This window comes from Helicobacter sp. MIT 21-1697 (assembly GCF_026241255.1).
Taxonomy (GTDB): domain Bacteria; phylum Campylobacterota; class Campylobacteria; order Campylobacterales; family Helicobacteraceae; genus Helicobacter_C.
Genome location: NZ_JAPHNC010000001.1, coordinates 342,938 through 366,761, shown reverse-complemented (window position 1 = coordinate 366,761; position 23,824 = coordinate 342,938). Strand labels below are relative to the sequence as shown.

Genomic DNA, 23,824 nt, shown 5'->3' with positions numbered 1-23,824 from the left:
TTCTACAATGCCCTCTCTAATCTCTACACATTGTCCATCAAATCGCTTGGAATACTGATGTGCTTTGATAATCTCTCCTGTATCACTGGTAATATCTTCATCGTAAAGATACTCTCCATAAAGACCTTGACATACAATCATACTTACGCTAAATATAACTGCTAGTAGTTTTTTCATTGTGTTGTTCCTTAGAAATTAAGATTATTTCCATTGCTTATTTCTGTAGAAAAGTTCATTATCATTTGAAAAAGACTTTTGTAGTGTTTTTGAGACTATACAATCTTTGGCATTTTTAATCCTTATTCGCTCTTTTTTATCATTTTCATCAATGGGCATATCTTGTATTCTCACTGACAAAGAGCATTGGTTGTTATTTTGATACCAATATTCTACCACTTCATAGCCACTACCATTTTCATCATCACCTTCCCAACCGCCATACTCATCATAGGCTTCACCGCTTAAAAGCACCTCGCCATTCTTTCTAATGATAAAATGAATTTTTTTCTTATTTATATGTGAAATTTCTATCTCTCTCCCATCTTCAAGTTTTGGTTTATAAATCTCCGCCATACATAGACTAGATACCAAAGCTATTGTTAATATAAGTTTTTTCATTATGTGTTATTTCCTTTGCATTTGATTATATCCAAATTTCTATCAACAAGATTAACCCTAAACCTTTTTGTTTTGCTTGATAGAAACCTATATCAAATCAGAATCTCAACATCGCACTTAAGCTATTTTGCCAATTCAGTTCATAGTATGAGAGCATATAAGAAAAATTTGATTTTGCTAAGAGATGAAAATTCTTATGCTCTAAGACACCAATACTTATCTCACTAAAGATTCCATTACTCATACCCAGCCTGTCATAGACTATTGCACCATTTGCCAACACACCAACACCCGAACTTGATAAATTTAAATCACTCAACGTCCCAAGACTAAGCGAAGCCTCAAAATAGCGCATATCCCAAATATTTTTTACGCCTACAAGCACATTGAATCCCTCATCAATAAAGTCGCGATTTCTTGCTCTCTCTTTGGTTGGAAAAAACGCATAACTCTCTAAACGCACAAAAGGCAACATCGCATATTTACCAAAGTTAAAACTATATCCATAATCAACATTTAAAAGCACACTTTGCTCATCAAATTCTACGCCATCAACGCCTCCTGCAAGATGAGCAGGCAAGGCAAAGGAATAGCCAATCTCAAAGCCAAGCAAATGATAGCCCTTATCGCTTTGTGCAAATAAAATATCAAGTTGAGCTAATGTGCCGATTTGAAAACTTGCATCAGGCGCAATAGAATAAGAATCTTGTGGATTATAAGAATTTTGCGTGTTACCATTAGAGCGAGATTCGCTCTTAAGTGAGGCTTTTGTAAAATTTGTCTGCACAGAAAAAAGCACATCACTTTGAGCATTATTAGCTAAGATTCTATGATATTCTAGCCCCACGCCATTTGTGCTTATAGCAAAGGAATGATGACGCATATACGCGTTGAGATAATGCAATGAAAGACTTTGAGTAATAGGACTTTGAATAGTTTTGGAATCTATGTTAGGAGATTCCAAAAAAGTATCCTGCCTTTTGGAATTTTGAATACTCAAATCATCTCTAAATGCCTCATCTTGCAAAGGAATAACAATATCTGCACCAAAAGCACAAACACACAAAAGCACACAAGAGAGAATAAATCTTAAAAACATTGTTGTTTTTGAGTCATAAGTGAATGTAAAAATTCTTCTAAATTAAATTTTTTGCGATGATTAGGTGTAAAAATATGAATCATAATATCTCCCAAATCAGCAATCACCCAATCTTCACTCTCTTCTTCAGTCGCATAAAATACTTCCCCTTGAGGCTTTAACTCGCTTTTAAGATAATCAAGCAGAGCGAAAGAATGCTTCCCTATCATCGCGCTAACAATAACCACTTTATCCACAATATAATCCCTACCACGCAAATCAAATACTTCAATATCCTCACCTTTTTTATCCGCTAAAAGCGTGGCAATGCGCTCAATCCTCTCATCTATATGTTTTTCTTGCAAGTAATCTCCTTGTATAAAATAAAGGCTTATTATAGCCTAAAATGTGCCTTGATAAAAGTATGCAAACATACGGGAATAAGCTTTAAAGCCTCTTCTATGTGTCCTTTTTCAAATAAAGAACGTACAAAGCTTGAAGAAAAATGCCCTACACGAGGAGGCATATCTAAATACTCAATAATGCGTGCATAAGGCACAATATGTGGTAATTCTTGAGAATCTTTTTGGGAACTTTCGCGTTTTACAAGCACAAACTCTACCATTTGACATAATCTCTGCACATCTTTCCACTGCGCAAGATTCCTAAAGCTATCCTCTCCTAGCACAAAAACAAGCTGTGCATTAGAGTGCTGCCGTGCCATTTGCTCTTTGATAAAAGCTACACTTTGCACACTAAATACAGGTTGATTCTCTCGCACTTCATAATCACTGACTGCTATATATGGAATCTTTTGATTTTTTGGTGCATTATTCATCTCATCAGCAAGGATTTTACACATTTGCAATCGCTGCAATGGCGTAAAAAATGAGGGAGGTTTAAGGGGATTACGATAATTTGGCATAAGGATAATTTGCTCATACAGAGGATTCTCACGCAAAATGCGGATAATTTCCAAATGAGCATAATGAAGCGGGTCAAAACTCCCGCCATAAAGTGCGATAATATTACTCAAAGCGACTTGCACGCGTCAATTTAAAAAACTTCACACCTTTAAGCCCGCCAATTTCAATGCTTAGATTCTCAATTTGTGTTCCTTTGCCACGCAAAATAATCGTTTCAAGGCAGTTATGATGATCTAAATGCACGTGTGTATTGCAAAGAATCTCAACATTACCATTATGTGTATTTGTATGCTGAATATCAATCATTCTTTGATTAAGCTCACGCTGATGATGGTCATAAATAATCGTCAAAACTGCTACACCCTGCTTATCTTCAGCACCATTGCTCCACACTTCCTCATTGAGTTTTTCGCGTATCATATCTCGCACAAGTTCAGAACGTGAAGAATATCCCTTATGCGTAAGACGCTCATCAAGATTTTCAAGGAGATTCTGTGGGAGAGATACGCTAAATCGGATAATATTAGGCTTCATTGTGTCTCCTTTGTTAAACTTCAAAGATTGTAGCGTAAAAAGGCTGAAGTATGAATTTAAGTAAAATTAAAAGGAATTATAATCTTATCTTAAGAATGATTTTTATAATATTCAGCAATTAAAATTCTACACTCGTTAATGGAGTATTATTATGGAATTTCTCAAGGATTATATTGATTATATTATTTTTGCAATTCTTGGCTTTATGAGTTTTTTAAGCGTGTGGTTGAGCTGTGAAAGATTAATTTTTTATATACGTATCAATCCTAATGACTATCAAAATGAAGAAGTATTAGAAGAAGCATTGAGTAGAAATCTCACTGCTCTTTACATTATCTATTCTAATGCACCATATGTGGGGCTTTTAGGCACTGTTATTGGAATTATGATTACCTTTTATGATATGGGTATGAGCGGCGGTATGGACGCCCAAAGTATTATGATTGGCTTATCTACTGCGCTTAAAGCCACTGCGCTTGGCTTAGTAGTCGCTATTCCTACTTTGATTGTATATAATTGCTTTGTGCGTCAAATGGACGTCCAGCTCAATGCTTACAAGCTTGGTAAAAAAGACATTGGTGAGAAATAAATATGAGAATCCCAAAAAAAGATGGCTTGAATATTGTCCCATTCATTGATGTAATGCTTGTGCTTTTAGCCATTGTGCTTAGTGTATCAACTTTTATAGCTCAAGGACAAATTAAAGTAGAATTGCCTTATGCAAGCCAAAATCAACAAGATAAAAATGAGAAACCAAGTATAATTACTATTGATGAGCACAATGTGATTTATTTTGATGATAAAGTTACCGATATAGAATCCCTTAAAAATGAGATTGCCAATATTGATAATAAAACACTTATTCAACTTAAAAGTGATAAAAATGCAAAATTTGAAACTTTTATTCAAATTGTAGATATTTTAAAGGAGAAAGGACATGAAAACTTCGGCATTTCAACAAAATCCAAGTAATCCATATCAAAATAGCAAACAACATCTGCATTTTGAACAAACTTATCAAAAAAACAAACAAAACACCTTTTTTACATCTCATAAAATAGCTTTTGCTCTTAGTTTTGTGCTACATTTTGCATTTGCAATGACATTTTATACATATTTTTATCATACTGATTTTGCTCAAAATGGTGATAACATCACAACTCTTGCTCTAGCAACTTTTCAAACCCCTTCTCAACAAGAAGAAGTGGAAACTCCCAAACCCAAACCTCTCGTGCATAAAACAAAACATCAGCATAAAGAAATTATAAAAGAAGAAGGTAAGCTTGCAAAAAAAGAGGAAGAAGTATCACCCACAAATAAAGCTCCCAAAGCTAAGCCTAATGAAAAGATAGAAGAAGGTGAAATAATACAAACACTTTCATATAAAAATGGAAGCGAAGATGATTTGTTCTCAAAGATTAAAAGCGCAATTGACCGCAGAACTAAATATCCAACTATGGCAAGAAAAAGAGGATTGGAGGGTGAAGTGATTGTAGAATTTATCATTTATCAAAATGGTAAAGTAGCAAATATTCGTCTCATCAAAGCTTGTGAATATGAACCATTTAATACCGCTGCAATCAATGCCATAAAAAAGGCTCAAGATGATTTTCCTACTCTAAGCTCAACAACCAAAATTGAGTTACCAATTAAATACGAACTTGATAGAATCTAAGATTCTATCACGAGATTCTAAAACGCATCAATATAATTTGCCAATGCCTCAATGTCTTGATCACTTAAGTTTTTTGCCTGCATATACATAATAACAGAATTGCCACCCTTGCTCAATGTGCGATCGCGGAATCCTTTGAGTGATTCTGTTACTTGTGCTTTATTAAGTGAAGCAATAAGCACATTGCCTACACTTCCGGGTGCGACACTCTTACCATCTTTGCCGTGGCACGCTGCACATTTACCATAAAGCACCTCTGCATTAGGTAAGGGAGCGGCTTTTGTAGTCGTAGAAGAACTTACATTCTCTAAGGTATTCTTATTTGGATCAGTATTGGATTGTTTAACTTGAGATACTGAAGTATGTTTAGAATCTTGTTTTTTATCATCAAAACAAGCGATAAAAAACAAAGGGAATATACAAAAAAGAAGAAATCTATTCATAATTGTTTCCTTATCTATTGCCTCTCTTTGTTAAGAGAGGCTAGCAGAAGAGACTTCTTTATTGAGCTGCACTCTCTTCTTTTGCAGCATCATTTTGAGGTTGAGAATCGCTGGATTCTGTAGTAACCTCTTGCTCTGGAGCTACTTGTGCTTGAGCATCATTCTTTGTTTCTTCTGCTTGAGGTTCTACTGCTGGTGCAGTTTCACTTGCAGGAGTTTCAGTCGCTTCTGTTGTATGTGTAGGAGTTTCTGCAGTTTGATTATCTTTTGCATTATCTCCACAAGCTACAAACACTAAACCTAAACCTAATACAAAAATTAACTTTTTCATGGATTATCCCTTTCGTTTTTCCATAATTTCTTTGGCAACATTACTTGGCACTTCACCATAGTGGTCAAATTCCATTGTATATGTACCTCTACCCTGTGTAGCTGAACGCAAGTCAGTAGAATATCCAAACATTTCGGCAAGAGGAACAAAAGCATTCACAATCTTTAATCCCATACGATCGTCCATTGAGTTGATTTGCCCTCGTCTTCTGTTTAAATCTCCTATGACATCACCCATATACTCTTCAGGGACCTCTACCTCAACCTTCATCATAGGCTCTAATAGCACTGCGTTTGCCTTACGGCAAGCGTCTTTAAATGCCATAGAGCCGGCAATTTTAAACGCCATTTCAGATGAATCCACATCATGATAGCTTCCATCATAAAGTGTTATTTTAAAATCTACTACGGGATATCCTGCAAGTACACCATTTTGCATTGCTTCTTGAATGCCCTTATCAACAGCTGGAATATATTCTTTTGGTATAACTCCACCACTAATATTATTAACAAATTCATAGCCTGTGCCTGCTTCTTTTGGCTCAAGCCTAATATGCACGTGTCCATACTGCCCACGCCCACCTGATTGTTTAGCATATTTACATTCTTGTTCAACTGCAGTTCTAATTGTCTCCCTAAAAGCAACTTGTGGCTCACCCACTTCGGCTTCTACTTTAAACTCACGTTTTAACCTATCAACAATAATCTCTAAGTGAAGCTCACCCATACCACCAATAAGTGTCTGTCCTGTCTCTTCGTGTGTGCTTACTCTAAAGCTCGGGTCTTCTTCAGCAAGTTTGCCAAGAGCAATAGACATTTTCTCTTGGTCAGCCTTTGTCTTTGGTTCTACAGCAATTTGAATAACAGGCTCTGGGAAATCCATACGCTCTAAAATCACAGGCACTTTTTCATCACAAAGTGTATCGCCCGTAACAGTGTCTTTTAAACCTACAAATGCACAAATTTCGCCAGCATAAATTTCTTTAATATCCTCGCGCTTATTAGAGTGCATTTTTAAAAGTCGTCCTACACGTTCCTTTTTACCTTTTGTTGAATTAAGTACATAACTACCAGAATCTAACTTACCACGATATGCACGCACAAAAGTAAGCTGTCCCACAAATGGATCAGTCATAATCTTAAAGGCTAATCCTGCAAATGCGCCTTCATCACTAGATTCTACACTTAACTCTGTTTCATTTTTAGGGTCAATACCCTTAATCTCTGCTACTTCGGTAGGAGCAGGCAGATAATCCACTACTGCATCAAGGAGTGTCTGCACCCCTTTGTTTTTAAAACTTGAGCCACAAAGCATAGGTATAAGACTCATATTTAAACAACCAATCTTTATACCCTTTTTAATCTCTTCAATACTTAATTCCTCACCACCGAGATATTTTTCCATTAAAGTTTCATCTTGCTCTGCTGCAGCCTCAAGGAGCTTTTCTCGGTATTCATTGGCTTTCTCAACAAGTTCCGATGGAATCTCTTCTATATCATATTTTGCTCCCATTGATTCATCATTCCATACAATGGCTTTCATTTGCACTAAATCAACAACACCTTTAAAGTTCTCTTCTGCACCAATAGGAATATTAATAGGTACAGGATTAGCCTTTAAACGTTGCTTAATTTGACTTTCAACGCTATAAAAATTTGCACCGATTCTATCCATTTTATTCACAAAAACCATACGAGGCACACCATATTTATTCGCTTGTCTCCATACAGTTTCGCTTTGAGGCTGCACTCCTCCTACCGAACAAAATACAGCAATAGCTCCATCAAGCACACGCATAGAGCGTTCAACTTCAATAGTAAAATCAACGTGCCCGGGTGTGTCAATAAGATTAATTTGATAATCTCGCCAAAAGCAAGTTGTTGTTGCAGAGGTAATTGTAATCCCCCGCTCTTTTTCTTGCTCCATCCAATCCATAGTTGCCGCGCCATCATGCACTTCACCAATCTTATGGCTCACACCTGTATAAAATAAAATTCTCTCTGAAGTCGTTGTTTTACCTGCATCAATATGAGCAGCAATACCAATGTTTCTAATTCTTGCTAAAGGGGTTTTTCTTGCCATTATATTTCCTTATATGCTACCAACGATAATGTGCGAAAGCCTTATTTGCTTCAGCCATTTTATGCACATCTTCTTTTTTCTTAAAGGCTGCTCCTCGCTCATTCGCAGCATCTACAAGCTCACTTGCTAGGCGCTCAACCATTGTGCGCTCATTTCTTTTACGCGTAGCTTCAAGTAGCCAACGAATAGAAAGGGATTGCTGACGCGCTGGACGCACTTCAACAGGAACTTGATATGTTGCTCCACCTACACGGCGACTTCTTACTTCTACAAGAGGTTTAACGCGCTCAAGTGCTTTTTCAAATACTTCTATACCTTTCTCACCACTTTTTTCTTCAATTTTATCAAATGCAGCATAGATGATTTTTTCACTCACACTTTTTTTGCCATCAAGCATCATTTTATTGATGAATTTTGTTACTACCTTGTTATTATAAATCGGGTCGCCCAAAACTTCCCTTACAGGAGCTTTTCTTCTTCTCATTCTCTCATCCTTATTATTTTTTATCGCCACCGGCTTTAGCTTTTTTAGCACCATACTTACTGCGCGAGACATTTCTTTTTGCAACACCTGCGGTATCTAATGCACCACGGATAATATGGTATTTTACCCCGGGTAAGTCTTTTACACGCCCACCTCTTACAAGCACAATAGAGTGCTCTTGGAGATTATGTCCTTCACCCGGAATATAACTAATAACTTCCACTTTAGAAGTAAGTTTTACTTTAGCAACTTTTCTTAATGCTGAGTTTGGCTTCTTAGGTGTCGTAGTATAAACACGTGTGCATACTCCTCTCCTTTGTGGGCATTCTAATAACGCAGGAGACTTTGTCTTACGGATAACTTTCTTTCTTTCTTTCCTAATAAGCTGATTTATAGTTGGCACTGATGCTTCCTTTATGAAAAATTAAAAATAAAAAATGCAGGGATTTTACCCAACAAAAACTTTCATTTCTCTTAGAGATGAAGTTAAATTATTTATTCTTCCTCATCTTCCTCGTATTCCTCTTGTTCTTCACACTTATAATGGAACCTCTTATTTTTATACAAGCCTGTTCCCACAGGTATCATACGCCCAAGCACAACATTTTCCTTGAGATCATCAAGTGTATCTTTTTTAGCCGCAATACTTGCTTCGGTAAGCACTTTTGTAGTCTCTTGGAACGATGCAGCTGAAATGATAGAATCACTTCCAATAGCTGCACGAGTGATGCCCAATAATACGGGTTCAGCTACTGCAGGCTCTCCTCCCATACTTAAGATTCTCTCATTTTCTTCTTTAAAGTGCCGCTTACTTGCTAAATCGCCTTCAATAAACTTCGTATTGCCACTATCAACAATTTTTACTTGACGCAACATTTGAGAAACAATGATTTCAATATGTTTATCAGCGATACTCACACCTTGTCGGCGATATACTTGCTGCACCTCACTTACAATATATTTATGAAGCTCTTTTTCACCACTAATGCGCAAAATATCGTGGCTTGATATGACACCATCAGTCATTGCTTCACCTGCGTGGATAAATTCTTGCTCATGCACAAGAATCTTTTTATTCTTATCCACTGCATATTCTGCAATCCTACCATCAGCTGCAGTGATAATAATGCGTTCTTTACCACGTATAGGCTTACCAAAACTCACCGTTCCATCAAGTTCTGAAAGAATAGCTGTATCTTTTGGCTTTCTGGCTTCAAAAAGTTCTGTAACACGGGGGAGACCACCTGTAATATCTTTAGACTTTGCTAATGCCTTAGGCACTTTAGCAATAATATCAGCTATTTCAACTTTATCACCATCATTTACGGCAATAGAAGTGCGAGATTCTAAGCGATAACTCATTTCCTTACCATCTTTAGTCGTAACAACAAGCATTGGCTTATAACCCGTAGGGACATATTCATTGATAACAAAATTTTTCTGGTGTGTATTTTCGTCTTCTTGCTCACTCACCGTTAGTCCAGCGATAATATCCCTAAAGGATACGACTCCTGCTTGATCAGCGATAATTGGCTCACTATAAGCGTCCCATTCTGCAACAACAACCTGCTCTGTGGAAGTTGGTTCAGAAATAAGTGTATTTATATCTACCTCACTATTATCATCAACAAGAATCTTAGAAGTTCGCGCAATATAGTGTCGGATAGCTTCCCTATCGTTTTGGTCTGCAATCACTGCAAACATACCTTTTTCAGACACAACCATACCCGCTTTTACATTATGATTGCGTTCTAATGTATCTGCACGAAGCGTATAAAACTTCACAACACCTTTTTCTTTAGCAATAATTTTTTGAGAGATAGGCGCATTATCCTCAACCTTTAATTCACTTCCATATGGAATCCGCGTTGGCACATTCCAGCTATCCATAATTGTATCCACAATGCTTCCACCGGCTTTTACTTTATAACCATTTTCGTGTGGCACAAGCAGCTTACCTTCAATCTTACCTGCTACACCTGCAAGTTCATTTTGTTTTGCCACATCATCTTTTCTTAAGCGATATGTTTCGGAACGTTTTTTATCACCTACAATCGTAATATGCACTTCATCATGGACATTCTCTACTTGCAATTCTCCATCAAACTCCGCTTTAATACGCGGTTCGACAACTAAAATTGCAGCATTTCTACGATTTGCTACAATTTTTTGCCCCTTACTATTAGTGTAAGTGCGGATATTATAGTAACGTATAAAGCCCTCTTTTTTTGCTACAATCTGCTTTTCTTCAGCACTCCTGCTTGCTGTCCCACCTACGTGGAATGTTCTTAATGTAAGCTGTGTACCCGGCTCTCCTATACTTTGTGCAGCAAGCACTCCGACTGCCTCACCCGGCTTAACCATTTTAGATTCGCCAAGATTTAGTCCATAGCACTTCGCACACACACCTTTTTGTGCCTTACAGGTTACAGGAGTGCGTATCATTACAGATTTGACATTTGCCTCTTTAATACGTCTTGCCATTGTGCTATCAATCAATACACCCTCACTTAGCAGAATCTCATTAGCAATAGGGTCAATAACATCTCGTGCTAACACGCGTCCAACCACTCGCTCTTCAAGTGGTTCAATCATATCACTTCCAACCGTGATGTCTGTAATCTCTACACCCTCGTGTGTGCCACAATCTTCAATCGTAACTTTCATATTTTGGCTCACATCAATAAGTTTTCTTGTGAGATAACCAGCATTTGCAGTTTTAAGTGCAGTATCAGCTAAACCTTTTCGCGCGCCGTGTGTAGAATTAAAATATTCTAACACATTCAAACCTTCTTTAAAGTTTGAAGTAATAGGCGTTTCAATAATCGTGCCATCAGGTTTTGCCATAAGCCCTCTCATAGCAGAAAGCTGCCGAATTTGTGCTTCGCTTCCTCTTGCTCCAGAATCTGCCATCATATAGATAGAATTAAAGCCCTCTTTATCATTTTTGACTTTTTCCATCATCAATTTGCCCATTTTCTCACTTGTCTCTGTCCAAATATCAATACTCTTATTATATCGCTCTTGCGCAGTAAGGAGTCCTTGCTCAAACTCGCCTTGGATTCTCTTAATTTCTTTTTTCGCCTCATCAATCATAGCAGTTTTATTATGAGGGATAATAATATCTGCTGCCGAAATAGAAATACCCGCTTTTGTTGCGTATTTAAAGCCAAGATTCTTAAGGTCATCAAGAAAAGTAGCTGTAATGCCTAATCCTCCCTCTTTATATACATAATCAATCAATGCACCAATATCTTTTTTCTTCATTGTTTGATTCCATAAATTTAATGGCACAAAATCAGGCAAAATTGAACTTAAAATCATACGTCCAGCAGTCGTATCTATTACACGGCGTTCATACACGGTTTTAATACGCGCATTAATATCAAGCTCACCCATTTCAACAGCCATAACAATCTCATCAATACTCGCAAGAATCTTATGTTCGCCTTTTACACCCTTTTTCTCAAGTGAAAGATAATACAAACCTAAAACCATATCTTGGCTTGGCACTGCCACAGCCTTTCCGCTTGCGGGAAGCAAGATGTTCATTGAGCTAAGCATAAGAATCTTACATTCTGCAATCGCTTCTTGTGAAAGCGGCACATGCACCGCCATTTGGTCGCCATCAAAGTCTGCATTAAATGCTGAACATACAAGCGGGTGAAGTTGAATTGCTTTACCATCAATGAGTTTTGGGTGAAAAGCTTGGATAGATTGCTTATGCAAAGTTGGCGCACGATTAAGCAACACTGGGTATCCATTAACAATCTCCTGCAAACATTCCCATACCTCATTTGTTTTTTGATTTACCATTTTTACAGCCTGTTTCAGTGTAGTAGCATAACCTTTCTCTTCAAGTTTGGCAAATAAATGTGGTTTAAAGAGTTCAAGAGCCATATTTTTAGGCAATCCACATTGGTCCATTTTAAGATTTGGTCCCACAACGATAACACTTCGTCCAGAAAAATCCACGCGCTTGCCAAGGAGATTCTGTCGGAATCTGCCCTGTTTCCCTTTAATAATCTCGGATAAAGATTTAAGCGGTCGCTTATTTGCACCCTTAACAGCATTTGCATTTCGTCCATTGTCAAAGAGGGCATCAACAGCTTCTTGTAGCATTCTTTTTTCGTTTCGCACAATAATTTCTGGAGAATCAAGTTCAATGAGTCTTTTTAAACGTTGATTACGATTAATCACACGGCGATACAAATCATTTACATCACTTACAGCAAACTTCCCTCCATCAAGAGCAACCAAAGGACGCAAATCAGGTGGCAACACGGGAAGAATGGTGAGCATCATCCATTCTGGACGATTGCCTGAATTAATAAAGCTCTCTACAACTTTAAGACGCTTTACAATAGTCTTTTTCTTTGCTTCCGAATTTGTAGAACGAATCTCCTCACGCAAAGCATTTAAAAGCACCATTAAATCAAGTTCTTCAAGCAATTCTTTAATTGCCTCTCCACCCATTTGAGCCACAAAACCTGTGTGTTCAAAACGTTGATTGATACTTTGGAATTGTTCCTCATTGAGTACATCATATTTTAAAATTGGCTTTGAGCCCTCATTATCATAAAATGCCTCACCGGGTGATTTAACAATATAGGCTTCATAATACAATACGCGTTCTAAATCTTTCATCTTTACGCCCAATAATGTCCCTATGCGGCTAGGCAATGAGCTTACATACCAAATATGTGCCACAGGTGCGACAAGCTCAATATGCCCCATACGAGAACGGCGCACTTTTGCTTTTGTAACTTCAACACCGCATTTTTCGCATACGATACCCTTATAGCGCATTTTTTTATACTTACCACACAAACATTCATAATCACGCACTGGACCAAAAATTTTAGTACAGAATAACCCATCGCGTTCGGGTTTTAAAGTGCGATAATTAATTGTTTCAGGTTTTTTTACTTCTCCATTACTCCAAGAGAGAATCTTCTCTGGACTTGCCAATACAAGTTGGAATGAACTAAAATCTTTTGGACGCTCATCTTCTTTAATAGCAATAGGCACAGGCATACCATTTTCATCTTGCTCCTCTCCATAAATATTAACATCAAGGGCAAGAGATTGGAGTTCTTTAGTTAAAACATAGAAGGTTTCTGGGATTTCAGATTCCCCAACGTGCTCACCTTTTGTTATCGCCTTATACGCACCTCTGCGCCCTTCAGTATCATCAGATTTAATCGTAAGCATTTCTTTAAGCGTATGAGCTGCACCATAAGCCTCAAGCGCCCACACTTCCATTTCTCCAAATCGCTGTCCGCCAAAAAGTGCCTTTCCACCCACAGGTTGCTGCGTAACCAAAGAATAAGGTCCTGTGCTTCTTGCATGGACTTTTTCATCAACCAAATGATGAAGTTTGAGCATATACATATAGCCTACATTGACACGCTCACGCATTTTTTCACCTGTTTTACCATCATAAAGCTCTGTTTTTCCGTCCATATCAACTTTTACCAAAGAGAAAAGCTTATCAAACTTCTCTTGTTCAATACCTTCAAACACAGGAATAGCAAATTTTACCCCATTGCTCCAATCTCGCGCATATGTTATTAATGCTTCATCATTAATGCCTTTAATAAAATCAACCATTGATTTATCATTAGAATTGACAACTTGAGCAATTTCAATCATTTTTGCACGTAATGTATCAAGCCATTGCTTTGATTGAGAAGATAAAATTTCCTGAATCTGTTGTCCAAGACGCTTGCCTACAAGCCCTAAATGCACTTCTAAGATTTGTCCAATATTCATACGACTAGGAACGCCTAGAGGATTGAGCACAATATCCACAGGCTCTCCATCTGCAGTATAAGGCATATCTACCATAGGCACTATATTAGAGACGATGCCTTTATTTCCGTGCCGTCCTGCCATTTTATCACCTACTTTAAGTTTGCGTTTTGTGGCAATATAAATTTTGACAAGCTTGACAACCCCACTTGGCAAAATATCATCTTTTTCTAAGATTGAAAGTTTTTCTTCGTGCTCTTCGCCAAGTGTTTTTTTCTGCTCTAAGAAATTTGTTTTAATTTGTTCATAACGCGCTTGAACTTCTTTGGCATAATGTTTAATGAGAGTGCTTAGAATAAATGGATTAAGCGCACTTAGCTCCTCTTTTGGAATCTGCACACCTTTTTTAAACACTTTATCGGCAACTTTCACCTCACTTAAGAGCTTCTCTTTTGAAAGCATTAATGAAATACGCAAGGTTTCCTCTTGCTGAATCATCGTTAATCGGTCGTGGTGCTCTATATCAAGCACACGTTTTTCTTCCTCATACGCGCTCACAGCACGTGCATCTTTTTCATAGCCTTTTTTTGTAAAAATCTTAACATCTACTACGGTTCCCTCAAGTGAAGGCGGACAATAGAGTGATTTATTTACTACGTGTCCAGCTTTTTCGCCAAAAATCGCACGCAAAAGGCGCTCTTCTGGGGTAGGTTTCACTTCACCCTTAGGAGAGACTTTTCCTACAAGTATCATACCTGCACTTACATAAGTCCCTATTCGCACGATACCGCTTTCATCAAGGTGTGCTGTCTCTGCTTCTTTTGTGCCCGGAATATCAGCTGTAATCTCTTCAAGTCCGTGTTTGAGCTCACGTGCTTCTATTTCTTTTTCATAAATATGAATTGAAGTAAAAGCATCTTCTTTAATAAGTCTCTCACTTACCACAATCGCATCTTCAAAGTTATAACCATTCCACGGCATAAAAGCAACGCGAATATTTTTACCTAATGCTAATTCACCATTATCCATACTCGGACCATCAGCAATAATTTGTCCCTGCTCTACTTTATCACCTTGTCGGACAATAGGCTGTTGAGAGAAGCAAGTATTTTGATTTGTGCGCAGATTCTTGCCAAGATGATAGTGGTCAATATATGCACCATTATCATCTTCGCCAAGAATATAAATGTTTTTAGCATCTACTCTTTCTACCACACCGCTACGAGTAGCTTTTGTCGCTTCCCAAGAATCACGAGCAATGATTTGCTCTATTCCTGTTCCAACCACAGGTGCGTCAGGCTTGAGCAAAGGCACAGCTTGACGCTGCATATTTGAACCCATAAGGGCTCGGTTCGCATCATCGTGCTCAAGAAATGGAATAAGCGAGGCTGCTACACCCACAAGCATACGAGGGCTTAAATCAATGAGTTGAACGCGCGATTTTTCACTTAAGATGATTTCGCCATCTTTGCGTGTTTCAATCAAATCCTCAATAATATGCCCATTTTTATCTACTGCTGTGCTTGCAGGAGCAATTACAATGCCCTCTTCTTGTGCAGCTGTAAGATACACTATCTCTTCAGAGACAACGCCATTTTCAACCTTTCTATAAGGCGCTTCAATGAATCCTAAATCATTCACGCGTGTATAGGTTGAGAGTGTATTGATTAAACCAATATTTTGTCCCTCTGGTGTTTCAATTGGACAAATCCTCCCATAATGTGTAGGATGCACATCACGAGCCTCAAAACCCACTCTATCTTTCACAAGCCCACCTTCACCAAGTGCAGAAAGTCGGCGTTTATGTGTAACTTCTGAAAGCGGATTAGTTTGGTCCATAAATTGAGAAAGTTGCCCACCAGTAAAAAACTCCATAATTGTACTTGTAATCATTTTGCCATTAATAAGGTCGTGAGGCATTATCGTATCAAATGCACCACTCAGGGAAGTAAGTTTATCGCGAATAGCTTTTTGCATTTTTACAAGTCCTGTATGAAGCTCGTTTGCTAAAAGCTCTCCAATAGCACGGATTCTACGATTTCCAAGATGATCTCTGTCATCAATTTTGCCCAAACCATTTTTTACTTTAAGCAAATACTGAATCGTCTTAATAATATCCTCGTGAGTAAGCACGGTAACATAATCAGGGACATTAATTTGAAGCTTATGATTCATTTTCATACGACCAACACGCGTTAAATCATATCGCTCTGGGTCAAAAAATAATTGTTTTACAAAACTTTTTGCAACCTCTTTTGTTACAGGTTCGCCCGGACGCATAACTTTATAGATTCTAATTGCAGCAAGTTCATTTTCATCATCAATCTTTTCACTTTGACGAAGCATTTTAAGAGACTCTGTATCTGCTATAAATGAATTGATGATAGAGTTATCCACACCAGCCGCACTTGCATTAGCAATAACAAATTCATTAATCTTAAGCTCAAGCAATTTTTTAAGTTTGCTTTCATCAAGCTGGGTGAGCGTATCAAAAAGCACTTCTCCTTGCGCGTTGATTATAGGTTCAGCAAGAAATTTGTTTGTTAAATTTTCAAGTGGATATTCAATGAGATCAATCTTTGCTTCTTTAAGCTCTTTAATTTTTTTTGTAGAAAGTCTTTTGCCTGATGAGACCAAGAGATTACCTTTGGCATCTTTAATATCAAATTCAGCACGATTGCCTATGCTATCCACATCAAATGGGATAAGATATTTACCTTTTTTATATTTCACTTTTTGTAAAGGATAAAAAATCTTAAGAATATCTTGTTTGCTATACCCCATAGCACGCAAAATGATAGTTACGGGCACTTTGCGTCTCTTATTAATCCGCGCATAAAGCACATCTTTAGAATCATATTCAAAATATAACCACGAGCCTCTATCGGGAATAATTTGTCCCGTATAAATAAGCTTATTTGATGAAGCACTTGATTCTTCTTCTTTAAAAATAACACCCGGGCTACGATGAAGCTGATTAACTACTACGCGTTCAACGCCATTAATAATAAAACTCGTCCTATCTGTCATAAGAGGAATATCACGCACAAAAATATTTTGCTCTTTGGCATCTTTTATACCAAGCCTCTCTCCTGTTTTCTCATCTTTTTCCCAAAGCACAAGGCGAATCTTAATTTGCAACGACACGGCATATGTTACACCGCGCACCATTGCTTCATTTGTAGTATATTTAGGCTTACCAAATTTGCAACTTACATATTCAAGCGTAATACGATTTTGGCTATCTTGAATAGGAAAAACAGACTTAAACACTCGCTCAATGCCAGATTCTTTATTGCTATCAACACAAAGAAAATCATCATAACTATTCCTTTGAAGCAACAAAAGATTAGGGACATCAATACTTTGAGGATTTTTTGTAAAGTCAGCGCGGAGTCTATTCTTAAGTTTTGTGAAGTTTGCCATGTGTTATATCCTTCTTGTTCTTAAATGGATTAAAGAGCTAAATACTCTAAAAAACCTACTATCATATAAGGCATTTTACAATATTCTAAATAAGCGACCAAACCTTAAGTTTTCAAATGTGAGCTTTAAGATTTGGCACTTAATAAATGCGAAAGCCTGAAATTATTTAATTTCTACTTTTGCTCCCGCTTCCTCAAGTTTTTTCTTGAAGTTTTCAGCATCTTCTTTATTTACGCCTTCTTTCAATGTGCTTGGAGTTTGCTCAGTGGCATCTTTTGCCTCCTTCAAACCTAAGCCTGTAATTTCACGCACTGCTTTAATAACATTGATTTTGTTTGCACCTGCATCAACAAGCACTACATTGAAATCAGTTTTCTCTTCTGCTGCTGCACCACCACCAGCTCCACCTGCAACTGCACCTGCAACAACCGTTGGCGCAGCACTTACGCCAAACTTTTCTTCAAAAGCTTTTACAAGCTCTGAAAGTTCCAATACCGAAAGATTCCCAATGTAATCTAATACTTCTTCTTTAGAGATTGCCATTTTACACTCCTTTTATTGTGTTAATTTTCTTCTTTTTGTTTTCGTAAATTATCAAGCCCAGTAACAAAGTATCGTGCTGGAGCCGTCCATACAGATAGCAACATACCAATAAGTTCTTCTTTGCTTGGCAACTTAGAAACAGACACTATATGGTTACTATCAACCACTTGTTTATCAAACAAGCCAACTTTCAAACTAAAATGCTCATTATAAGAATCTGCAAACTTGCAAACAACTTTAGACAGCGCAATCTGGTCATCTGCCCAAAGAAAAATATTTGTATCTTTGAGCTCCAAATTAGGACACTGCGCATTTTTAATAGCAATGTTTGCAAGAGTATTTTTGATAACTTGGACTTTAATATGAGCACTTCTTGAATTACGTCTTAACTCTTCAAGTTGGCTGACTTGTAAGCCTTTGTAATCACATACAATCAAAGCAGAAGCATTTTTAAATTCAGCACTTAAATACTCCACAATCTGAATCTTCTCTTGCTTAGTCATTTCTCCTCCTTTCAGACCTCAACCTCACATAGGGAAAGTTTAAGCCTAAGCCCCTATGCTCTTTGGTCTAAGATAAAAATCTCTCTCAAAAACTATTTCATATCCATAAGCTCTTGAGAATCAAGCTTAATTGCTGGACTCATTGTAAGCGATAAACTACTGCTACGAATATATTTACCCTTTGCAGAAGTAGGCTTAAGCCTATTAATAGCACGCACAAGTTCAAGCATATTATCCATAATCTTTTCTTCATTGAAAGAAGCTTTACCAATAGGCGCGTGGATAATGCCCTTTTTATCAACTCTGAAATTTACTTGCCCGCTTTTTGCATTAGCTACGGCTTTAGCGACATCTAATGTAACTGTGCCTGTTTTTGGATTTGGCATTAAGCCCTTTGGTCCTAAAATACGTCCTACCTTACCCACAAGAGCCATCATATCAGGAGTAGCAATAACCATATCAAAGTTAATATTGCCATTTTTAATCTCTTCTGCTAAATCATCAGCACCTACAACATCAGCTCCTGCATTCTTTGCTTCATCAGCCTTAATGCCCTTTGCAAAGACAGCAACGCGCACTTTTTTACCTGTCCCGTGTGGCAAAACTACTGCTCCACGTATCATTTGGTCAGCGTGCCTAGGATCTACACCCAAACGCAATGCTACTTCTATCGTCTCATCAAATTTTGCTGAAGCCAAAGACTTCACTACGCTCACACCACTTTGAATACTATAAACCTTTTGAGGTTCAACTTTTGCCTGCAAAGTCTGCAATCTTTTCGCTATTTTCTTACCCATAAACAAACTCCATCAATTAATCTTGGATTTCAATACCCATACTTCTCGCACTTCCTGCCACAATCTTTTTTGCAGCCTCAATATCCGAAGCATTAAGGTCTTCCATTTTAGTTTGAGCAATTTCTTCAAGCTGCTTACTTGTCAATTTTCCGACTTTGTTTTTCAGTGGATTATCCGAGCCTTTTGTAATTTTGGCTGCTTTTTTGATAAGGTCTGTTACTGGGGGCTTTTTGGTAATAAAAGTAAAACTTTTATCTTGATAAATGGTGATAATAACAGGAATGTTAAAATCACCCATATCTTTAGTCCTCTCATTAAACGCTTTACAAAACTCCATAATATTGACAGACCTCTGCCCCAATGCTGGACCTACAGGAGGCGATGGATTTGCCTTTCCTGCTGGAATCTGTAATTTTAATTCACCAACAACTTTCTTACCCATTTGCGTATCCTTCCTTTTCTGCCAAAATTTAAATAATTTTCTCTACTTGTGAATATAAGATTTCAACGGGGGTGCTTCGCCCAAAGATTGAAACATTAAGCTTAAGCTTTTTATGCTCTAAATCATATTCTTCCACCGTTCCTGTAAAATTCACAAATGGACCATCAATAATGCGCACAACCTCACCTTGTTCAAATGAAATTTTAGGTTTTGGCGCACTTGGATTTCTGACTTTTTCAAGAATCTTAGCAATATCAGCTTCGCTTAATGGCGTTGGCTTTTTGCTTTCACCGATAAAACGTCCTACTTTTGGTAAAGATTGAATCATATGCCAAAGTTTCGTGTCCAAATCAACTTGAATAAATACATAACCCGGATATAAGCTTCTATCCACAATTTTCTTTTTTGTCTCAATAATGGATTCTGTAGGAACAACAACATCACCAAATCTATCCTGCATCTGATTTTGGATAATAAGATTCCGTATTGCTTCGCCAACTACTTTTTCACTACCGGAATATGTTTGTATTGCATACCATTCCAAAGCTTCACCTCTCCATCATTTTACAAGATACTTGATACAGAATGAAATAAAATCCAATCAACTAATGCTAAAAACAAAGTAATTACACTTACTACAATTAATACAGACACTGAAGCATTCCGAATCTGCTCTTTTGTAGGAAATATAACTTTCAATCGCTCTTCATTTGCATTTTGAAAATAAGTTTTTATTTTTTTAAACATCTGCATCTCTTTTTTATTAGTAATTTACAGCTCTATGGCAGGTCAGGAGGGACTCGAACCCCCAACACTCGGTTTTGGAGACCGACGCTCTACCATTGGAGCTACTGACCTATAAGCTAGGTTCTACCTAGCTTTTAAGTTTTACTTCCTTGTGAATCGTATGTTTATTCAAACGAGGAGAAAACTTCTTGAGCTCCAGTTTTTCTGTATTTGTCTTTGCATTTTTAGTAGTGCTGTAATTAATATCACCACACTCTGAACATTTAAGCCCTATCTTAATGGTACTTCCCTTTGCCATTTATGAGCCTTTATTACTCAATAATTTTTGTTACAACACCTGAACCAACCGTTCTACCGCCCTCACGAATCGCAAAACGAGTTCCATCTTCAAGTGCCACAGGAGCAATGAGTTCCACTGTGATTTTTACATTATCACCGGGCATAACCATTTCTACGCCGCTTGGAAGTTCAATAGAACCGGTAACATCAGTTGTTCGCACATAAAATTGTGGTCTATAACCATTAAAGAATGGGGTATGTCGTCCGCCCTCATCTTTTGAAAGGACATAGATTTCGCCTTCAAATTTCTTATGTGGAGTGATTGATCCGGGCTTACAAAGAACCATACCTCTTTCTACTTCTTCTTTTTTTGTTCCTCTTAAAAGGATTCCGACATTATCTCCTGCCTCACCTTTATCAAGCTCCTTTCTAAACATTTCAACGCCTGTAACCGTTGTTTTTTGTGTATCGCGGATTCCTACGATTTCTACTTCATCACCCACTTGCACAACACCTCTTTCTACTCTTCCTGTTACAACCGTTCCGCGACCAGCAATTGAGAATACATCTTCTACCGGCATAAGGAATGTTTTTTCAGTATCACGTTGTGGAGTTGGGATATATTTATCAACCTCTTCCATTAATTTTAATACTTTTTCGCCCCATTCACCCACATTGCCCGCTTTTGCTTCTTCAAGTGCCTTAAGAGCAGAACCTGCGATAATAGGAGTATCATCTCCGGGGAAATCATATTGACTAAGCAATTCACGCACTTCCATTTCTACAAGCTCAAGTAACTCGGCATCATCAACCATATCTTGTTTATTTAAAAACACAACGATATAATGCACACCCACTTGGCGAGAAAGGAGGATATGCTCTCTTGTTTGTGGCATAGGACCATCTGCAGCAGAAACAACGAGAATCGCTCCGTCCATTTGGGCTGCACCTGTAATCATATTTTTAACATAGTCAGCGTGTCCGGGGCAATCTACGTGTGCGTAGTGGCGATTTTCTGTTTCATACTCAATATGAGAAGTAGCGATTGTAATACCTCTTTCCTTTTCTTCTGGAGCATTATCAATATTATCATAGTCTTTCAACTCTGCAAGACCTTTGGTTGCCAATACAGCAGAGATAGCTGCACTCAAAGTCGTCTTACCATGATCCACGTGCCCAATTGTTCCCACATTTACGTGAGGTTTGTTTTTCACAAACTTTTCTTTTGCCATTTTGTATCTCCTAACTTTAAGATTTATTTAGAATCTTTTAAAATCATCAGCAAATCTAAAAGATTCTATAATATAGAAAACTGGAGCCCATAAGCGGGATTGAACCGCCGACCTCTTCCTTACCAAGGAAGTGCTCTGCCGCTGAGCTATATGGGCAAACTATCATTTATGGAGAAAATCTTAACTTAAAATTAAAGAGAAGATTCAGCTCCCAGTATGGAGCGGGAAACGGGGCTCGAACCCGCGACCCTCAGCTTGGAAGGCTGATGCTCTAGCCAACTGAGCTATTCCCGCGACTTACAACTAACTATTTTGACTACCACCAAATACTTTAAAGAATTCTGATTTTTAGGTGGTGGTGAGTCGTGGATTCGAACCACGGAAGTCGGAGACAGCAGATTTACAGTCTGCCCTCGTTGGCCACTTGAGTAACTCACCAAAAATAATCTAAACTGGTCAAACACTGAAAGCGATAACGCTAGAGTGTAAAATGGAGCTGGTTAAGGGACTTGAACCCCCGACCCTCTGCTTACAAGGCAGATGCTCTACCAACTGAGCTAAACCAGCATTCTATCACAAATGTGTAATAAAAAGGTTGCAATTATATAGATTTCATCTTGCTTTGTCAAGAGAATAGCGCTCTAAAATTCGCCTTTGTCATTTTCTTTTGCATCATCGTATTTTTGTATTTTACCCCTTAAGGTTTTCATATTTTTGTTATTAATAAAGAATTTGGATAATATATCATAGAATTTACAATACTTAAATAATTTAATAAGTATAAGGTGCATAGCAATGAGTATTTTGGCGGATAGTGTGTCTTTTCTTTTTTATAGTTTTGGGATATGGGCTATTATATATGCTTTGCCCCTTTTATTTTTCCTCGCTAGTGATATAGCTCTTTCTTCTGTCTTTATGATGATAGGACGCCTTGATTTTTTTAGATTTTATTCCTTTTTTCGTCGTTCTCAAATAATGAATTTAATTGTAGAACGGATTGTTGGCTTAGCTTTGTTTTTTGCCCTTAATAAAATTATACCTGATTTTTTATCTCATTCTTTAGTAATCTATGCAATAGGCTTTGTTGTCTCTCTAAAGATTCTGCTCACAATATTAGATTATTTTGAAAATTATAAAGGGTTTAGAGGGAAGTGCGAATATTTCTTATATTGCTCTATTGACATCTTGACTGCATTTGCACTCTTGTATCTCATTTACACTCTTCTTCCAACTCATTTTGATAGCTTTAATGAGTTTTTAAACTCTCTTTTGTTTTTAGGCTTATATGGAGAGTCTTTGCTTTGAGTTTCCTTTAATTTTTGTGCTTTATGTATTTTCTAGCGCTTTTGCTTTATTTGATAGAATCTAATATTAATTATTAAGCAATGTGGCCGGGAGAGAGGGATTCGAACCCCCGGAGGTGTTACCCTCAACGGTTTTCAAGACCGCCGCTTTCAACCGCTCAGCCATCTCCCGCTATACCTTAAGTGAGGATTTATTTGTATTTATGGAGGCGACACCCAGATTCGAACTGGGGAATCAAAGCTTTGCAGGCTCTTGCCTTACCACTTGGCTATGTCGCCATTTTGCAATTTTAAAGTAAGTTGCACTTCTCTTTGTTGAAATGCCTCATTTGAGGTGGTGCCCGAGACCGGACTTGAACCGGTACAGACGCAATGTCCGAGGGATTTTAAGTCCCTTGTGTCTACCAATTTCACCACCCGGGCATTTACATAATTTACTACTCTCAAAGTGCAGACAATTTAAAGCACAAATCTTTTTATAATCTATAAATGGAGCGGGAGACGGGGATCGAACCCGCGGCCCCAACCTTGGCAAGGTTGTGCTCTACCACTGAGCTACTCCCGCATATATTTTGTGTGTATCACTTTTGAGCGTATGATTGTATCAATGCTTGATAAAAAAATCA

General features: G+C 37.7%; 23 protein-coding genes and 9 tRNA genes. 4 read left to right on the top strand and 28 right to left on the bottom strand.

Annotated features, from left to right (window positions below; all coding sequences use genetic code 11):
- Positions 1–201: 201 nt before the first annotated feature.
- The 5 genes from OQH61_RS01885 to nikR form a co-directional block, all read right to left on the bottom strand.
- Entirely contained in the window at positions 202–618 is a 417-nt protein-coding gene (locus OQH61_RS01885) for a hypothetical protein (protein WP_266025534.1), read from the bottom strand.
- Positions 619–715: 97 nt separating this feature from the next.
- Positions 716–1,717, bottom strand: a complete 1,002-nt coding sequence (locus tag OQH61_RS01880; RefSeq protein ID WP_266025533.1) for a hypothetical protein — start codon at positions 1,715–1,717, stop codon at positions 716–718.
- The gene (rsfS, locus tag OQH61_RS01875; RefSeq protein ID WP_266025531.1) at positions 1,708–2,061 is read right to left on the bottom strand and encodes a ribosome silencing factor; all 354 of its coding nucleotides are present in this window, start codon (positions 2,059–2,061) and stop codon (positions 1,708–1,710) included. Before rsfS ends, OQH61_RS01880 begins: the two co-directional genes overlap by 10 nt.
- Positions 2,062–2,090: 29 nt before the next feature.
- Positions 2,091–2,732 carry a nicotinate-nicotinamide nucleotide adenylyltransferase gene (locus OQH61_RS01870; protein WP_266025530.1) on the bottom strand — a complete coding sequence of 214 codons (642 nt, stop codon included), beginning with the start codon at positions 2,730–2,732 and terminating at the stop codon, positions 2,091–2,093.
- On the bottom strand, positions 2,725–3,156 hold the full coding sequence (nikR, locus tag OQH61_RS01865; RefSeq protein ID WP_266025529.1) for a nickel-responsive transcriptional regulator NikR: 432 nt from the start codon (positions 3,154–3,156) through the stop codon (positions 2,725–2,727). The genes OQH61_RS01870 and nikR overlap by 8 nt, the downstream gene beginning before the upstream one ends.
- Positions 3,157–3,307: 151 nt before the next feature.
- Here nikR and exbB point away from each other — a divergent pair, with 151 nt between their 5' ends.
- From exbB to OQH61_RS01850, 3 genes are read left to right on the top strand one after another with little or no spacing between them, the layout of a single operon-like run.
- The gene (gene exbB / locus OQH61_RS01860; RefSeq protein WP_266025528.1) at positions 3,308–3,745 is read left to right on the top strand and encodes a TonB-system energizer ExbB; all 438 of its coding nucleotides are present in this window, start codon (positions 3,308–3,310) and stop codon (positions 3,743–3,745) included.
- A 2-nt stretch (positions 3,746–3,747) separates the two neighbouring features.
- Positions 3,748–4,128 carry a TonB system transport protein ExbD gene (gene exbD / locus OQH61_RS01855; RefSeq protein WP_266025527.1) on the top strand — a complete coding sequence of 127 codons (381 nt, stop codon included), beginning with the start codon at positions 3,748–3,750 and terminating at the stop codon, positions 4,126–4,128.
- Complete coding sequence (locus OQH61_RS01850; protein ID WP_266025526.1) at positions 4,094–4,831, top strand: energy transducer TonB; 738 nt, start codon at positions 4,094–4,096, stop codon at positions 4,829–4,831. The genes exbD and OQH61_RS01850 overlap by 35 nt, the downstream gene beginning before the upstream one ends.
- 17 nt (positions 4,832–4,848) lie before the next feature.
- On the opposite strand, the gene OQH61_RS01845 is transcribed toward OQH61_RS01850, so the two are convergent.
- The 19 genes from OQH61_RS01845 to OQH61_RS01755 form a co-directional block, all read right to left on the bottom strand.
- Complete coding sequence (locus OQH61_RS01845) at positions 4,849–5,274, bottom strand: c-type cytochrome (RefSeq protein WP_266025525.1); 426 nt, start codon at positions 5,272–5,274, stop codon at positions 4,849–4,851.
- 58 nt (positions 5,275–5,332) lie between these two features.
- On the bottom strand, positions 5,333–5,605 hold the full coding sequence (locus tag OQH61_RS01840; protein WP_266025524.1) for a hypothetical protein: 273 nt from the start codon (positions 5,603–5,605) through the stop codon (positions 5,333–5,335).
- Between the two features lie 3 nt (positions 5,606–5,608).
- Positions 5,609–7,687 (bottom strand): elongation factor G, encoded by a 2,079-nt coding sequence (gene fusA, locus OQH61_RS01835; RefSeq protein WP_266025523.1) that lies wholly within the window; start codon positions 7,685–7,687, stop codon positions 5,609–5,611.
- A 16-nt stretch (positions 7,688–7,703) separates the two neighbouring features.
- The gene (gene rpsG / locus OQH61_RS01830; RefSeq protein ID WP_266025522.1) at positions 7,704–8,171 is read right to left on the bottom strand and encodes a 30S ribosomal protein S7; all 468 of its coding nucleotides are present in this window, start codon (positions 8,169–8,171) and stop codon (positions 7,704–7,706) included.
- A 13-nt stretch (positions 8,172–8,184) separates the two neighbouring features.
- Positions 8,185–8,574: a 30S ribosomal protein S12 gene (gene rpsL, locus OQH61_RS01825; protein ID WP_011115203.1), complete on the bottom strand. Its 390-nt coding sequence runs from the start codon at positions 8,572–8,574 to the stop codon at positions 8,185–8,187.
- 92 nt (positions 8,575–8,666) lie between these two features.
- Positions 8,667–17,351 carry a DNA-directed RNA polymerase subunit beta/beta' gene (locus OQH61_RS01820; protein ID WP_266025521.1) on the bottom strand — a complete coding sequence of 2,895 codons (8,685 nt, stop codon included), beginning with the start codon at positions 17,349–17,351 and terminating at the stop codon, positions 8,667–8,669.
- Between the two features lie 162 nt (positions 17,352–17,513).
- Positions 17,514–17,894, bottom strand: a complete 381-nt coding sequence (gene rplL / locus OQH61_RS01815) for a 50S ribosomal protein L7/L12 (RefSeq protein ID WP_266025520.1) — start codon at positions 17,892–17,894, stop codon at positions 17,514–17,516.
- 20 nt (positions 17,895–17,914) lie between these two features.
- Positions 17,915–18,397: a 50S ribosomal protein L10 gene (gene rplJ / locus OQH61_RS01810; protein ID WP_266025519.1), complete on the bottom strand. Its 483-nt coding sequence runs from the start codon at positions 18,395–18,397 to the stop codon at positions 17,915–17,917.
- Positions 18,398–18,489: 92 nt separating this feature from the next.
- The gene (rplA, locus tag OQH61_RS01805) at positions 18,490–19,194 is read right to left on the bottom strand and encodes a 50S ribosomal protein L1 (RefSeq protein WP_266025518.1); all 705 of its coding nucleotides are present in this window, start codon (positions 19,192–19,194) and stop codon (positions 18,490–18,492) included.
- A gap of 16 nt (positions 19,195–19,210) precedes the next feature.
- Positions 19,211–19,636: a 50S ribosomal protein L11 gene (gene rplK / locus OQH61_RS01800; RefSeq protein WP_011115208.1), complete on the bottom strand. Its 426-nt coding sequence runs from the start codon at positions 19,634–19,636 to the stop codon at positions 19,211–19,213.
- Positions 19,637–19,664: 28 nt separating this feature from the next.
- Entirely contained in the window at positions 19,665–20,180 is a 516-nt protein-coding gene (gene nusG, locus OQH61_RS01795) for a transcription termination/antitermination protein NusG (RefSeq protein ID WP_266025517.1), read from the bottom strand.
- Between the two features lie 20 nt (positions 20,181–20,200).
- Positions 20,201–20,383: a preprotein translocase subunit SecE gene (gene secE, locus OQH61_RS01790; protein WP_011115210.1), complete on the bottom strand. Its 183-nt coding sequence runs from the start codon at positions 20,381–20,383 to the stop codon at positions 20,201–20,203.
- A gap of 35 nt (positions 20,384–20,418) precedes the next feature.
- Positions 20,419–20,494, bottom strand: a tRNA-Trp gene (locus OQH61_RS01785).
- A 16-nt stretch (positions 20,495–20,510) separates the two neighbouring features.
- Positions 20,511–20,681: a 50S ribosomal protein L33 gene (rpmG, locus tag OQH61_RS01780; RefSeq protein WP_002955417.1), complete on the bottom strand. Its 171-nt coding sequence runs from the start codon at positions 20,679–20,681 to the stop codon at positions 20,511–20,513.
- Positions 20,682–20,694: 13 nt separating this feature from the next.
- Positions 20,695–21,894 (bottom strand): elongation factor Tu, encoded by a 1,200-nt coding sequence (gene tuf / locus OQH61_RS01775; protein WP_011115211.1) that lies wholly within the window; start codon positions 21,892–21,894, stop codon positions 20,695–20,697.
- Between the two features lie 81 nt (positions 21,895–21,975).
- Positions 21,976–22,050, bottom strand: a tRNA-Thr gene (locus OQH61_RS01770).
- A gap of 61 nt (positions 22,051–22,111) precedes the next feature.
- A tRNA-Gly gene (locus OQH61_RS01765) sits at positions 22,112–22,188 on the bottom strand.
- Positions 22,189–22,247: 59 nt separating this feature from the next.
- Positions 22,248–22,332 (bottom strand) — tRNA-Tyr (locus OQH61_RS01760).
- A gap of 53 nt (positions 22,333–22,385) precedes the next feature.
- Positions 22,386–22,461, bottom strand: a tRNA-Thr gene (locus OQH61_RS01755).
- A 228-nt stretch (positions 22,462–22,689) separates the two neighbouring features.
- Between OQH61_RS01755 and OQH61_RS01750 the strand changes: the two genes are divergently transcribed.
- Positions 22,690–23,199, top strand: coding sequence for a hypothetical protein (locus OQH61_RS01750; protein ID WP_266025516.1), 510 nt, complete (start codon positions 22,690–22,692; stop codon positions 23,197–23,199).
- Between the two features lie 83 nt (positions 23,200–23,282).
- Here the strand turns inward: OQH61_RS01750 and OQH61_RS01745 are convergent.
- The 4 genes from OQH61_RS01745 to OQH61_RS01730 form a co-directional block, all read right to left on the bottom strand.
- Positions 23,283–23,370, bottom strand: a tRNA-Ser gene (locus OQH61_RS01745).
- A gap of 32 nt (positions 23,371–23,402) precedes the next feature.
- Positions 23,403–23,477 (bottom strand) — tRNA-Cys (locus tag OQH61_RS01740).
- A gap of 56 nt (positions 23,478–23,533) precedes the next feature.
- Positions 23,534–23,621, bottom strand: a tRNA-Leu gene (locus OQH61_RS01735).
- Between the two features lie 67 nt (positions 23,622–23,688).
- Positions 23,689–23,763 (bottom strand) — tRNA-Gly (locus OQH61_RS01730).
- Positions 23,764–23,824: the final 61 nt, after the last annotated feature.

What these genes read in the sequence shown, in the direction of transcription:
- OQH61_RS01885 (WP_266025534.1), bottom strand. Translation starts at nt 618, where the DNA reads ATGAAAAAACTTATATTAACAATAGCTTTGGTATCTAGTCTATGTATG.
- OQH61_RS01880 (WP_266025533.1), bottom strand. Translation starts at nt 1,717, where the DNA reads ATGTTTTTAAGATTTATTCTCTCTTGTGTGCTTTTGTGTGTTTGTGCT.
- nikR (WP_266025529.1), bottom strand. Translation starts at nt 3,156, where the DNA reads ATGAAGCCTAATATTATCCGATTTAGCGTATCTCTCCCACAGAATCTC.
- exbB (WP_266025528.1), top strand. Translation starts at nt 3,308, where the DNA reads ATGGAATTTCTCAAGGATTATATTGATTATATTATTTTTGCAATTCTT.
- exbD (WP_266025527.1), top strand. Translation starts at nt 3,748, where the DNA reads ATGAGAATCCCAAAAAAAGATGGCTTGAATATTGTCCCATTCATTGAT.
- OQH61_RS01850 (WP_266025526.1), top strand. Translation starts at nt 4,094, where the DNA reads ATGAAAACTTCGGCATTTCAACAAAATCCAAGTAATCCATATCAAAAT.
- OQH61_RS01845 (WP_266025525.1), bottom strand. Translation starts at nt 5,274, where the DNA reads ATGAATAGATTTCTTCTTTTTTGTATATTCCCTTTGTTTTTTATCGCT.
- OQH61_RS01840 (WP_266025524.1), bottom strand. Translation starts at nt 5,605, where the DNA reads ATGAAAAAGTTAATTTTTGTATTAGGTTTAGGTTTAGTGTTTGTAGCT.
- fusA (WP_266025523.1), bottom strand. Translation starts at nt 7,687, where the DNA reads ATGGCAAGAAAAACCCCTTTAGCAAGAATTAGAAACATTGGTATTGCT.
- rpsG (WP_266025522.1), bottom strand. Translation starts at nt 8,171, where the DNA reads ATGAGAAGAAGAAAAGCTCCTGTAAGGGAAGTTTTGGGCGACCCGATT.
- OQH61_RS01820 (WP_266025521.1), bottom strand. Translation starts at nt 17,351, where the DNA reads ATGGCAAACTTCACAAAACTTAAGAATAGACTCCGCGCTGACTTTACA.
- rplL (WP_266025520.1), bottom strand. Translation starts at nt 17,894, where the DNA reads ATGGCAATCTCTAAAGAAGAAGTATTAGATTACATTGGGAATCTTTCG.
- rplJ (WP_266025519.1), bottom strand. Translation starts at nt 18,397, where the DNA reads ATGACTAAGCAAGAGAAGATTCAGATTGTGGAGTATTTAAGTGCTGAA.
- rplA (WP_266025518.1), bottom strand. Translation starts at nt 19,194, where the DNA reads ATGGGTAAGAAAATAGCGAAAAGATTGCAGACTTTGCAGGCAAAAGTT.
- rplK (WP_011115208.1), bottom strand. Translation starts at nt 19,636, where the DNA reads ATGGGTAAGAAAGTTGTTGGTGAATTAAAATTACAGATTCCAGCAGGA.
- secE (WP_011115210.1), bottom strand. Translation starts at nt 20,383, where the DNA reads ATGTTTAAAAAAATAAAAACTTATTTTCAAAATGCAAATGAAGAGCGA.
- rpmG (WP_002955417.1), bottom strand. Translation starts at nt 20,681, where the DNA reads ATGGCAAAGGGAAGTACCATTAAGATAGGGCTTAAATGTTCAGAGTGT.
- tuf (WP_011115211.1), bottom strand. Translation starts at nt 21,894, where the DNA reads ATGGCAAAAGAAAAGTTTGTGAAAAACAAACCTCACGTAAATGTGGGA.
- OQH61_RS01750 (WP_266025516.1), top strand. Translation starts at nt 22,690, where the DNA reads ATGAGTATTTTGGCGGATAGTGTGTCTTTTCTTTTTTATAGTTTTGGG.